12 protein-coding genes are annotated in these 11694 nt (G+C 69.1%); 8 read left to right on the top strand and 4 right to left on the bottom strand.

What is annotated here, in order from left to right; genetic code table 11:
- Positions 1-17 precede the first annotated feature (17 nt).
- The 7 genes from FHY06_RS22295 to FHY06_RS22265 all read left to right on the top strand — a co-directional run bounded on the left by FHY06_RS22295 (position 18) and on the right by FHY06_RS22265 (position 8479).
- Complete coding sequence (locus FHY06_RS22295; protein WP_019656947.1) at positions 18-842, top strand: DUF6502 family protein; 825 nt, start codon at positions 18-20, stop codon at positions 840-842.
- A complete protein-coding gene (locus tag FHY06_RS22290; RefSeq protein WP_184606322.1) occupies positions 839-2251 on the top strand; it encodes a DUF5666 domain-containing protein in 1413 nt (470 codons plus the stop codon). Before FHY06_RS22295 ends, FHY06_RS22290 begins: the two co-directional genes overlap by 4 nt.
- Positions 2252-2339: 88 nt before the next feature.
- Positions 2340-3632 carry an FAD-dependent oxidoreductase gene (locus FHY06_RS22285; RefSeq protein WP_184606321.1) on the top strand — a complete coding sequence of 431 codons (1293 nt, stop codon included), beginning with the start codon at positions 2340-2342 and terminating at the stop codon, positions 3630-3632.
- Between the two features lie 147 nt (positions 3633-3779).
- Positions 3780-4496, top strand: coding sequence for a DUF3348 domain-containing protein (locus tag FHY06_RS22280; RefSeq protein ID WP_184606320.1), 717 nt, complete (start codon positions 3780-3782; stop codon positions 4494-4496).
- Positions 4493-7123, top strand: a complete 2631-nt coding sequence (locus tag FHY06_RS22275) for a DUF802 domain-containing protein (RefSeq protein WP_184606319.1) — start codon at positions 4493-4495, stop codon at positions 7121-7123. The genes FHY06_RS22280 and FHY06_RS22275 overlap by 4 nt, the downstream gene beginning before the upstream one ends.
- A complete protein-coding gene (locus tag FHY06_RS22270; protein ID WP_184606398.1) occupies positions 7123-7794 on the top strand; it encodes an OmpA family protein in 672 nt (223 codons plus the stop codon). The genes FHY06_RS22275 and FHY06_RS22270 overlap by 1 nt, the downstream gene beginning before the upstream one ends.
- Positions 7787-8479 carry a DUF2894 domain-containing protein gene (locus FHY06_RS22265; RefSeq protein ID WP_184606318.1) on the top strand — a complete coding sequence of 231 codons (693 nt, stop codon included), beginning with the start codon at positions 7787-7789 and terminating at the stop codon, positions 8477-8479. The genes FHY06_RS22270 and FHY06_RS22265 overlap by 8 nt, the downstream gene beginning before the upstream one ends.
- 16 nt (positions 8480-8495) lie before the next feature.
- Here the strand turns inward: FHY06_RS22265 and FHY06_RS22260 are convergent, their stop codons facing one another.
- The 4 genes from FHY06_RS22260 to FHY06_RS22245 form a co-directional block, all read right to left on the bottom strand.
- Positions 8496-9038: a C40 family peptidase gene (locus FHY06_RS22260; protein WP_184606317.1), complete on the bottom strand. Its 543-nt coding sequence runs from the start codon at positions 9036-9038 to the stop codon at positions 8496-8498.
- A gap of 173 nt (positions 9039-9211) precedes the next feature.
- Entirely contained in the window at positions 9212-9499 is a 288-nt protein-coding gene (locus FHY06_RS22255; protein WP_019656939.1) for an HU family DNA-binding protein, read from the bottom strand.
- 217 nt (positions 9500-9716) lie between these two features.
- Positions 9717-9974, bottom strand: coding sequence for a hypothetical protein (locus tag FHY06_RS22250; protein ID WP_019656938.1), 258 nt, complete (start codon positions 9972-9974; stop codon positions 9717-9719).
- Between the two features lie 108 nt (positions 9975-10082).
- A complete protein-coding gene (locus FHY06_RS22245) occupies positions 10083-10709 on the bottom strand; it encodes a DUF938 domain-containing protein (protein WP_184606316.1) in 627 nt (208 codons plus the stop codon).
- 207 nt (positions 10710-10916) lie between these two features.
- On the opposite strand from FHY06_RS22245, the gene map reads away from it, so the two are divergent.
- Positions 10917-11663, top strand: a complete 747-nt coding sequence (gene map, locus FHY06_RS22240; RefSeq protein ID WP_019656936.1) for a type I methionyl aminopeptidase — start codon at positions 10917-10919, stop codon at positions 11661-11663.
- Positions 11664-11694 lie beyond the last annotated feature (31 nt).

Genomic DNA, 11694 nt, shown 5'->3' with positions numbered 1-11694 from the left:
GAGCAACGACCGCACCCATGGAACAACGGCTGGATTGGGCCCTCGCCGCCTGCGCTCGCATCCTGCGTCCGGTAGTCCGGCTGGCGCTCGCCATGGGCGTCAAGCACCCGCACCTGGAAGAACTCCTGCGCGACCTGCTCATCGAGGAGGCCCAGCGCTCCTGGCGCCAGCAGGGCGTGAAGCGGCCCAACCTCAGCCAGATCTCGGTCACCACCGGCCTGAACCGCAAGGCGGTCACCGCCAAGGTCCGCGCCACCGCCGACCCGCTGCCGCACACCGAGCTGTCGGCCGCCGCCAAGACCTTCACGCTCTGGCTGCAGATGACGGTCGAGAACGAGGACCTTCGCCGCATCCCCGTCTCCACTGAGGACGAGGCCCCCTCCTTCGAGCGCGTGGCCCGGCTGGCCAGCCGCGGCAACATCCACCATCGCACCATCCTGGATGAACTGGTGCGCCTGAACATGGTGGCCGAGGACAACGGCACCGCCGAGCTCATGGCCGACGGTTTCGTGCCGGTCGAAGACCTGCAGTCGATGCTCGCCTTCCTGGGCGACAACGGCCGCGACCACCTGCTGGCCGCCGTCTCCAACACGCTGGGCGAAACGCCCCGCATGCTGGAGCGCTCGGTGTACGCGCGCGGCCTCACGCTGGAAGACTGCGAAAAAATCCAGCGCCTCGCACGCGAGCGCTGGACCGGGCTGCACCACGAACTGGCCCGCGAGATGACCGAGGCCGTCGAGCGCGCCCCCGCCGACAGCAAGGCCCGCATCCGCGTCGGCATCTATACCTACTACGAAGACGACGAAGCCGCGCCGAAGAAGAGCGGGCCGCCCTCACGATGAACACGATCCTCACCACGGTGCACTCCCTCCGGCCCACGCGCGCCCCTCTGCGCGGGCTGCTGCGCAGCCTCCTGCTCGCCGGCGGCATCGCCATGCTTCTTTCCTGCGGCGGCGGTGGCGGCGGCACATCGGGCGCCGGCGTGGCCGGCATCTCCGGCACCTCCACCGGCACGGGGGCGAGCGGCGGCGCCGACAACAGCGGCGGCGGCACCGGCGGGGCCGACGGCTCAGGAAGCACCGGAAACGGCACCGGTGCGGGAACCGGCGGCAGCGACGGCACCACCACCGCCGGCAACACGAACGGCGACGGCTCCGGCGTGGGTTCCGGCGGCACCGGCGTGACTGCGGACGCGGCCGGCATCGGCGCGGCGGACGGCTTGGGCAGCATCATCCTCAACGGGCTGCGCTACAACACCGACAGCGCCACCTTCAGCCTCGAAGACACGACCGAGCTGCAGATCGGCATGAGTGCGCGCGTGGCCGGCAAGGTCGATGCCAACTTCACCAGCGGCTTGGCCGCGCAGGTGGTCTCGGCCGCCGAGCTGCGCGGCGCCGTCTCCGCCATCGACCTGCCGAGCGGCAGCTTCACCGTGATGGGCAGCCGCGTGACCACCGACACCGCCACCGTCTGGGGCGACGCCAACGGCCCCGCCGACCTGCGCGACGGCGCGGTGATCCAGGTCTGGGGCCTGCCCGCCGCACCGGGCACGCTGCGCGCCACGCGCGTGCAGGTCACGCCTGCCTCCACCGAACCGCTGGTGACCGGCACCGTTCAGAACCTCGACCGCGTCGGCCGGCAATTCACCCTCGGCCTGCTCACGGTCGACTTCGGCGGCGCGACCTTCGACCCCGGCGTCGACGCCGCCAGCCTGGCCGACGGCGCCATCGTCCGCGTGCGCGGCACCGCGGCGCCGGTGGCCGGCCGCTTCACCGCCACCAGGGTTCAGGGCTGGTACGCCATTCCCACCGCCGACGGCATCGCACTGCAGCTCGCGGGCGTCGTGACCGACTTCGCATCGCTCGGCGACTTCCGCGTGCTCGGCAACAGAGTCGACGCGCGCAATGCACAGATACCCGGCGGCCAAGCCGGCTCCATCGGCAACGGCGTCAAGGTCGAGGTCGACGGTTTCCTCTCTGGCCAGGTACTGGTGGCGAAGAAGCTGCGCGTGCGCTACGTGCCGGGCACGGGCGGGCCGGCTTCCTTCACGGTGATCGGCGCCATAGGCAATTACCAGTCGGCTTCCGACTTCATCGTGCGCGGCCAGCGCGTGAATGCCGGCGGCTCCGCTACCATGTTCGTCAACGGCACCGCCACGGACCTGGGCAACGGCAAGCGCGTGACAGTCGTCGGAGACCGCGTGGTCGACGGCGTGCTCATCGCCCAGAGCGTCACCTTCGCGCAACCCTGAGCCCCGGGGGCCCAGCCCCCGCATCGGGCGGTGCCGTGCAACACAGGCCACGTCGTCCGCGGCGCGACCGGATCGATCGATCGGAGCCATGGAAACGCCAACCGCCCAAGCGAGCGAATCCCCGACGCCGCGCTGCTGCATCGCAGGCGGCGGCCCTGCCGGCATGGTGCTGGGCCTGCTGCTCGCCCGTGCCGGCGTGCCGGTGGTCGTGCTGGAGAAGCATCTCGACTTCCTGCGCGACTTCCGCGGCGACACGGTGCACCCGTCCACGCTGGAGGTGCTGCACGAGCTGGGCCTGCTCGACGCCTTCCTGCAGCGCCCCCACGACCGCGTCGACGAGCTGCGCGCCAGCTACGAGGGCCGCACCGTGCCGGTGGCCGACTTCACCCACCTGCCCTCGCACAGCAGGTTCCTGGTGCTGATGCCGCAGTGGGAGTTCCTGGACTTCATGTACGACGAGGCGCGGCGCTATCCGGGCTTCGAGCTCTGGACCGATGCCGAGGCCATCGGCCTGCTGCAGGAAAAGGGCCGCGTCAACGGCGTGAAGGTGCGACGCGACCGCCGCGCCGGCCAGCCGCGCGAGGTCGAGCTGCACGCCTCGCTGGTGGTGGCCGCCGACGGACGGCACTCGGCGCTGCGCGATGCGGCGGCGCTGCCGCACATCAGCTACGGCGCGCCCATCGACGTGCTCTGGATGGCAATTCCGCGCCGCGAGGAAGACCCGGCGTCCACCGGCGGCCACATCGCGGGGGGCCGCATCCTCGTGACGCTGAACCGCGGCGACTACTGGCAGTGCGCCTTCGTCATACCCAAGGGCGGCCACGATGCGCTCAAGGCACGGGGCATCGGCGCCTTCCACCGGGAGATCGGCCGCATCGCGCCCTTCCTGGTCGACAGGCTGCCCGCGGCGCTGCCCGACTGGGACTCGGTCAAGCTGCTCGAAGTGACGGTCGACCGGCTCGAGAGCTGGTCCTGCCGCGGGCTGCTGTGCATCGGCGATGCCGCGCATGCGATGTCGCCGGTGGGCGGCGTCGGCATCAACCTCGCGGTGCAGGACGCGGTGGCCGCCGCCAACCTGCTGTGGGCCGCGCTGGCCGGCGACGCGAGCGACAAGGAGATCGACGCCCTGCTGCCCCAGCTGCAGCGCCGCCGTGAGTGGCCCGTGCAGGTCACCCAGGCCGTGCAGCGCTTCATCCAGGACAACGTGCTCATGGCCGTGCTCGACCGCGAGCCGCCGGACCGCCAGGCGCCGCTGCCCTTGCCCCTGCCCTTGCCCTTGAAGCTCTTGGCGCGCTGGCCGCTGCTGCGCAGGCTGCCGGCCCGGGCCGTGGGGCTGGGGGTGCGGCCGGAGCACGTCCGGTCGCCGGACGCCAGGCGTTGATTCCGGCAGCGGTCTCGGCGATGGAAAACAGGCATTTCGTTACACAGCCAGCGCCCCGCACAGGCGCCCGGAGAGCCTCGGACTGAGGGTGCTGTTGTAGACTGCCGGGTTTTTCGGTCAGGCGCCGTCAGACGCGTCCAGGAGGTTATGGGGCAAGTTTTCAGGCGCACAAGTTTCAACGGCTCGGCGCTCATTCGCTTGCTTTCCCGACTGGCCGAGGCTGATGTCCGCGAACCCGCAAATCCCACCGCCGACCGGCTGAGCCAATGGTTCGGCTGGACCGACGCGATCTCGCTGTCGGCCGCGCTCGACGGCGCGCCCGCGATGGCGCAGGCAGGCATCCGGGCTCCCCGCGACACCGAAGAAAACGAATGCAGCCGCGTGCGTACCGCGCTGGCCAATGCCATCGTCGAAGACAACACCTTCGGCGCCGGCAAGGACGCAGCCTCCGACTTCGCCCCCTACCGCCGCCGCTACCTCGCCCGGCAGCAGGCCATGGAAGCCGGCGTGGGCTCGCTGCGCAGCAGGCTGCGCTCCGCCATGGCCGCCAGGTCGCCCGCGATGGCGCGGCTGGCCTCGGTCGACGTGGTGATGGCGCAGGTGCTGGAAGCACGCGAGCACAGCCTGCTGTCGGCCGTTCCGGGGCTGCTGGAGCGGCATTTCGAGCGGCTGCGCAAGGCGGCCGCCGCCGAGGCGGCGAGCGAGGAAGACGAGGCGCAGCCTGCCGCCCCGCCCTCCGACGCATGGCTCGACACCTTCCGCAAGGACGCGCAGGACGTGCTGCTCGCCGAACTTGATTTTCGATTTCAACCGGTCGAAGGGCTGCTCGATGCCCTTCGCACCCAGGCCACCAGGACCCCATGACCCGATTCCTTCAATACGCTGTGTTTGCCGCCGGCCTGGCCGTCGTCGGCTGGGTGGGCGCCGGCTACATCGGCACCAACTCGCTGGCGCTGGCCGTCACCCTGATCGTCGGTGCCTTCTACATCCTCGGCGCGCTGGAGCTGCACCGCTTCCAGCAAGCCACCGGCACGCTGACGCAGGCCGTGTCCAGCCTCTCCGCGCCGCCCCAGAACCTCGGCGCGTGGCTCGACGGCCTTCACCCTTCGCTGCGCAACCCGGTGCGCCTGCGCATCGAGGGTGAGCGCGTGGGCCTGCCGGGCCCGGCGCTGACGCCCTACCTCGCCGGCTTCCTGGTGCTGCTGGGCATGCTGGGCACCTTCATCGGCATGGTGGTCACGCTACGCGGCACCGGCATCGCGCTCGAAAGCTCGACCGACCTGCAGACCATCCGCGATTCGCTCTCGGCCCCCGTCAAGGGCCTGGGCCTGGCTTTCGGCACCTCGGTGGCGGGCGTGGCCGCATCGGCCATGCTGGGCCTGGCCTCCGCGCTGAGCCGCCGCGAGAGGCTGCAGGCGGCGCAACTGCTTGACACCAGGATCGCCACCGTGCTGCGCCCCTTCTCGCAGACCCACCAGCGCGAAGAATCGTTCAGGCTGCTGCAGCAGCAGGCCCATGCCATGCCCGAACTGGTCGGCCAGCTGCAGGCCATGATGCTGGCGATGGAACGGCAGAGCCAGGCGCTGAACGAGCGTCTCGTGGCCGGGCAGGACAGCTTCCACAGCAAGGCCGAGGCCGTCTACGGCAACCTTGCCGCTTCGGTCGACCAGTCGCTCAAGCACAGCCTCACCGAAAGCGCGCGCGTCGCGGGCGCGGCGATCCAGCCCGTGGTCGAAGCCACCATGGCCGGCATCGCGCGCGAGACGGTCGCACTGCACGACACCATCTCGAAGACGGTCCAGCAGCAGCTCGACGGCCTCTCCAGCCGCTTCGAGGCCAGCACCACCCGCGTGGCGGACACCTGGAAGAGCGCGCTCGCGGAACACCAGCGCACCAGCGAAGCCCTGGCCGGCGACATGCGCGGCTCCCACGACAACTTCGCGCAGACCTTCGAGCAGCGCTCCGCCGCGCTGGTGGAGAGCGTCTCCGCCCGCCTCGAAAGCGCCGTCGGCAATGTGTCCGACAGCTGGAGCAGTGCGCTCGCACAGCACCAGCGCGTGAGCGAGAAGCTCTCGGGTGACGCGCACCAGGCCCTGTCGACCGCTGCGGCGGCCTTCGAACAGCACTCCGCATCGCTGCTCCAGTCCATCGACAAGTCGCACGCCTCGCTGCAGACCGAGCTGGCATCGCGCGACGAACAGCGCCTTGCCGCCTGGACGCAATCGATCACCGCCATGGCCGCCTCGCTGCAGCAGGAATGGCAGCAGGCCGGCGCGCACAACGCGAGCCAGCAGCAACAGCTGCTCGACACCATGGCGCAGACCGCACGCGAGATGCTGGCCCAGACCGAGGCGCACGCGAAGAACACCATCGCCGAGATCGAGAAGCTGCTGCAGGCCGCATCCGAGGCACCGCGCGCCGCGGCAGAGATCGTGTCGCAGATGGCCTCGCGCGACGAACAGCGCCTCTCGGCCTGGACGCAGTCGCTCACCGACATGGCCGCCGCGCTGCGCCAGGAATGGCAGCAGGCCGGCGAGCACACCAGCAGCCAGCAGAAGCAGCTTCTCGACGCCATGACGCAGACCGCGCACGAGATGTCGGCCCAGAACGAAGCGCATGCGAAGAACACCGTCGCCGAGATCGAGAAGCTGCTGCAGGCCGCATCCGAGGCACCGCGCGCCGCGGCCGAGATCGTGTCGCAGATGACCTCGCGCGACGAGCAGCGCCTCTCGGCCTGGACGCAGTCGCTCACCGACATGGCCGCCGCGCTGCGCCAGGAATGGCAGCAGGCCGGCGAGCACAGCGCGAGCCAGCAGAAGCAGCTCATCGACACCATGGCGCAGACTGCGCGCGATATGTCCGCGCAGACCGAGGCGCATGCCAGGAGCACCGTCGCCGAGATCGCCCAGCTGCTGCAGGCGGCGGCCGAAGCGCCGCGCGCCGCGGCCGAGGTGGTGACCGAGCTGCGCCAGAAGCTGGCCGACGGCATGGCGCGCGACAACGCGATGCTGGAGGAGCGCAGCCGCATCCTCGAGACGCTCTCCACCCTGCTCGATGCGGTGAACCACGCCTCCACCGAGCAGCGCACCGCCATCGACACGCTGGTGTCGGCGTCGGCCGAGATGCTGGAGCGCGTGGGCAGCCGCTTCACCGAGCGGGCCGATGCCGAGTCCGAGAAGATGGCCTCGGTCGCCGCTCAGATCACCGGCAGCGCCGTCGAAGTGGCCAGCCTGGGCGAGGCCTTCGGCCTCGCGGTGCAGCTCTTCAGCCAGTCGAACGACAAGCTTGCGGCCCACCTGCAGCGCATCGAAGGCGCGCTGGGCAAGTCCATCGCGCGCAGCGACGAGCAGCTGGCCTACTACGTCGCGCAGGCGCGCGAGGTGATCGACCTGAGCATCATGTCGCAGAAGCAGATCGTCGAAGACATGCAGCAGATCGCCGACCGGCAGCGCCAGCTGCCGCAGCAGGCGCCCGCGGACAGCGAAGCATGATCCGCGACGACATCGAGGCCGGCTTCGACGAACCGGGCGTGCCCGTGTGGGCCGTCTTCGGCGACCTCATGGCCGGCCTGCTCGGCGCCTTCGTGCTCATCCTCGTTTGCGCGATCGGCATGCAGCTCGAGCTCGCGTCGAAGCTGGAAACCGAAGTCAAGCAACGGCAGGCCGAGGCCAAGCGATTGCAGACGCTCGAACAGGCATTGGCTGCACCGCTGGCCGCCGGCCGCGTGACGCTGACCAACGGTCGCATCGGCATCAGCGGCAACGTGCTGTTCGCCTTCAACTCAGCGGAGCTGCAGCCCGAAGGCCGCCAGCTGCTCAGGAGCCTTGCGGCGCCGCTGACCGCCTACCTCAAGTCGCGCGACGAGATCCTGATGGTGAGCGGCTTCACCGACGACCGGCAGATGCGCGACAACGCGCGCCAGTTCGCCGACAACTGGGAGCTCTCGGCACAGCGCGCGCTCACCGTGACGCGCGCGCTGATCGAATCGGGCGTTCCGTCGTCGTCGATCTTCGCGGCGGCATTCGGCTCCGAGCAGCCCGTTGCGTCGAACGCCGATGCCGATGGCCGCTCGAAGAACCGCCGCGTGGAAATGGCGCCCACGCCGCGCCCGTCGAACGGCGGCACCAGCAACGCCAACGCCAACGCCAAGCCCCGTGACTGAAACCGAAGGCAACGAAGCCGCACGCGACATCGGCGCGCTGGTCGCCGCCGCCCTCGCGCGCGGCGACCAGCGCTTCGATCCCGTGCGCTTCCGCTTCATAGAGGCGATGGCCAGGCGCGCCGCCGCGCACGGCGGCGAGGCACGGCAGATGCTGGACGACAAGGTGGCGGCGCTTCTTGCGGCGTACGAGGAGGATCGGACGAAGTCGCAATCCGCAAGCCCGGAACCGCAAGAGCAAACGGCGACCGTGGAACAGAGTGCGCTTGCGGAACTCGTCGAGCACATCGCGCAACATGCGCCGGTGCCGGGCAATGCCCCGGTCGCACCGGCACCCGCAAAGGCCGGCGCCGCGGCTGCAGCCTTGCCCGCAGCGCCCCCGCCCGAGCTCAAGTCGATCCGCTACTTCCAGAGCACGTGGTCCCGGCTCAGTGCCGACCGGCGCCTGACGCAGTCGCTGTCGAAGGTGCCCGAGAACGCCGGCCCGCTCAACTCGCACCACCTCGTGCACCGCTCGCTCACGCTGATGCGCGACATCTCGCCGGAGTACCTCAACCGGTTCATGGCGTATGTCGATGCGCTGTCGTGGGTCGATCAGTTGAATGCGGGGGGGAATGCCGGTGCAGCAGCACCTGCAGGTGCCGCAGGCTCACCCGCGAAGAAGAGCGGCAGAAGCAGGCCGGGCTGAGCCGACGCGCTTGCGTCTATGGCCGCCGCGCCTGCACCACCTGGCGCGACCAGTACACGCCGTCGAGCCGGTCGAGCCGCACAACGCCGCCCGTCGAAGGCGCATGCACGAAGCGGCCATTGCCCACGTAGATGCCCGCATGCGAAGGCGTGGAGGCGCCGAACAGGACGAGGTCGCCGGTGCGAAGCTCCGACATCGGTACCGGGGCGCCGAAGCCCACCATGCGCGCCACCGTGCGCGGCGGAGCCTCGCCGACGCTGTTGAGATACACGTAGCCGATGAGCCCGCTGCAGTCGAAGCCGCCGTCGGGCGTGTTGCCGCCGTAGCGGTACGGCGTGCCGACGAGGCCCAGGGCGTGGATCGCGACGCTGTTCGACTGCTCGGGCGTCAGCAGGCTCGTGCCGCCGATCACGGCGCCGGGGCTGCCGCCTTGCCGGGGCCCGGGCGGGCTGCTGGCACAGCCGATGAACAGGAGGCAGGCTGCTATCGAAAGAAGCCGAAGCAGCCACTGCTGCGATGTGGTGGGGGATGAGGGTGTCGGCACAGGCGCGTCGTACATGTCGGATGGCTGGGCTCGTGAACCTGCACGAACTCTAGCGCGGAATGCGACGGTTTCCTGAAGATGGCCGCCCTCCGCGGCCTGCACTGCGGCGCGGACGCCACGGAGGGGTTGCGGGCAAGGGGCCTGTGCATGCCCCTTGCGCGTTCTTTGGGGTCTATTTTCCTGGCTGCTTACTCGGCAGCGGGCGCGTTGACCGCGTCCTTCAGCGCCTTGCCGGCGGTGAACTTCGGCGCCTTGCTGGCCTTGATGGTCATCTTCTCGCCGGTCGAGGGATTGCGCCCTTCACGCTCGGGACGGGCAGCCACGGCGAAGGTGCCGAAGCCGATCAGTTGCACCGTGTCGCCCTTTGCCAGGGCGCGCGACAGGTTGTCGATGACGGAATCGAGCGCGCGAGCGGCATCGGCCTTGCTGAGGTTGGTGTCCGTGGCGACGGCGGCGATGAGGTCGGTCTTGTTCAAAACGGATGTTCTTTCTTGCTTGAATCGATGGTGGAAAAAAACGGTGGCGCGAATGCGCACCGGGCTTGAATGTAATCGCGCTCGCGGGAAGCGGTGGAGCGCCGATGCGTTTCAAAAGTGAAACATCGTGATCGATGCACGGGGGTGCGCAGAAATCGGGCATCGGGGCGAGCAACGCGAAGGCATTGCCCGCCGCGTGCAACAGGCCCATTGCCCTTCAGCGCTCGACACCCTTCTTGATGCGCGAGCGCCGATACAGCCAGTTGCCTGTCACTCCACCGGCAACAACACAAAGGGCCTGGACCAGCAAGGCGATCATGAAGGAATCGGAGAGGTCGTACTCGCTGCGCGCCATGTTCATCTCGTACCAATGGCCAATCGCGGTCAAGACGAAATTGGAGACGAGGCCGAACAGCAATGCGCCCGCGGCGATGAAAAGAATTCGAACCCCCGCGTGCGTGGCACGCGCCTGCATGGATGTCGACATTGAGTCCTCCCTTGATTTGTTTGAGCTTCCATTCTTCCGAGGCCCCGCGCGCTGATCGGCAAGCTACCCGCCTTCCAAGACCTGTCAGTGGAGCGTTCAAGTCAAGCCAAAGACCAACAACATATTGTTCGCCGGCATCCCATGCCTCTCCCGCAACACAAGCCCCGCCCGCTGCGCCTCCGCCGCCACATCCTCCAGCCGCCGTATCCCCCACGCAGGATTGCGCCCGCGCAGGTCTTCGTCGAAGGCCAGATTGCTCGGCGCCGTCGGCACGTCGTCCTCGAAATAGGGGCCGTAGGTGACGAGCACACCGCCTGAACGCAGATGCCGCGCCGCGCCCTGCATCAGCCCGACGCAAGCGCCCCAGGGTGCGATGTGGATCATGTTGGCGCAGTAGATCGCGTCGAACTTGTCCTGCCCTTGCGGGAAAGATGAGCCTTGCGAAGGCCATTGAGGCGCCGTGACATCGAGCAGGATCGGCGGCCGAAGGTTGGGCAGTGCAGCCCGGGCGATACGCGTGGCAATGCCGGGCAAGGCGCGCTCATCCCCGTCGGTGGGCTGCAAGGTCCATCTGCCCAGCGCGGTGGCGAACCAGACGGCATGCTGGCCGGTGCCGGAGGCGATCTCCAGCATCGCGCCTTCTTCGCCGAGGATGCCGGTCAATGCGTCGAGGATGGGCTGCTTGTTGCGTTCGGCGGCGGGGCTGTGGGGAAGGTCGGGCATGGGTGCGGCACCTGAATGAGGGGTGACGAGGGATGAGTGGGAGCGGCTGCGCCACAGCAAGAATATTCGAATGGCCGGTAAAGATGCCCGGAAATTCGATGTGCATATGACAATGCACTCCATCCGCGCCGTTCCATTGCATTGAAGGGCGCCTGCCCGGCGGGCCATCCGTCGCCCCGCGCCCCTCTTTCTCAAGGACCGACAGACATGACCATCGAAACCCAGGACGACGTGGTAGCCCTCCAGCGCATCGGCCGCATCGTCTCGCTGACGCTGCAGCGCATGCTCGATGCAGCGGAGCCCGGCATGACCACGCGCGAGCTCGACCTGATCGGCCAGCGGCTGCTGGAGGAGCACGGTGCGCGGTCGGCGCCGAAGCTCACCTACAACTTTCCGGGCGCGACCTGTATCAGCATCAACGAAGAGGCCGCGCACGGCATCCCCGGTGACCGCGTCATCCGCGCCGGAGACGTGCTGAACGTCGACGTGTCGGCCGAGCTCGGCGGCTACTTCGCCGACACCGGCGGAACCACGGTGGTGCCGCCCACCAACCCGCAGAAGACCCGCCTGTGCCACGCCACCCGCACCGCGCTGGCCGAAGCGATGAAGACCGCCAGGGCCGGGCAGCCGATCAACCGCATCGGCGCCGCCATCGAGCGCACGGCCAAGGCCTATGGCTTCAAGGTCATCGAGAACCTCGCGAGCCACGGTGTCGGCCGCGCGCTGCACGAGGAGCCCGAGCACATTCCGGGCTACTTCGATCCCTCGGACACGCGCACGCTGCACGAGGGCATGGTCATCACCATCGAGCCCTTCCTGTCGACCAAGAGCCGCATCGTCACCGAGGCTTCCGACGGCTGGACGCTTGCGGGCGTGAAAGGCAACCTGTCTGCGCAGTACGAGCACACGATGATCATCACCAAGGGCGCGCCCATCGTCGTCACGACGCTTTGATCGAAGGGCCGATCGGGCGCTGAAGACAGCG

The organism is Variovorax atrisoli, assembly GCF_014195185.1.
Taxonomy (GTDB): domain Bacteria; phylum Pseudomonadota; class Gammaproteobacteria; order Burkholderiales; family Burkholderiaceae_C; genus Variovorax; species Variovorax atrisoli.
The sequence above is the reverse complement of the archived record's forward strand: the minus strand, read 5'-3'. Positions and strand labels throughout refer to the sequence as shown.

What these genes read in the sequence shown, in the direction of transcription:
- FHY06_RS22285 (WP_184606321.1), top strand. Translation starts at nt 2,340, where the DNA reads ATGGAAACGCCAACCGCCCAAGCGAGCGAATCCCCGACGCCGCGCTGC.
- map (WP_019656936.1), top strand. Translation starts at nt 10,917, where the DNA reads ATGACCATCGAAACCCAGGACGACGTGGTAGCCCTCCAGCGCATCGGC.
- FHY06_RS22280 (WP_184606320.1), top strand. Translation starts at nt 3,780, where the DNA reads ATGGGGCAAGTTTTCAGGCGCACAAGTTTCAACGGCTCGGCGCTCATT.
- FHY06_RS22245 (WP_184606316.1), bottom strand. Translation starts at nt 10,709, where the DNA reads ATGCCCGACCTTCCCCACAGCCCCGCCGCCGAACGCAACAAGCAGCCC.
- FHY06_RS22260 (WP_184606317.1), bottom strand. Translation starts at nt 9,038, where the DNA reads ATGTACGACGCGCCTGTGCCGACACCCTCATCCCCCACCACATCGCAG.
- FHY06_RS22250 (WP_019656938.1), bottom strand. Translation starts at nt 9,974, where the DNA reads ATGCAGGCGCGTGCCACGCACGCGGGGGTTCGAATTCTTTTCATCGCC.
- FHY06_RS22295 (WP_019656947.1), top strand. Translation starts at nt 18, where the DNA reads ATGGAACAACGGCTGGATTGGGCCCTCGCCGCCTGCGCTCGCATCCTG.
- FHY06_RS22290 (WP_184606322.1), top strand. Translation starts at nt 839, where the DNA reads ATGAACACGATCCTCACCACGGTGCACTCCCTCCGGCCCACGCGCGCC.
- FHY06_RS22275 (WP_184606319.1), top strand. Translation starts at nt 4,493, where the DNA reads ATGACCCGATTCCTTCAATACGCTGTGTTTGCCGCCGGCCTGGCCGTC.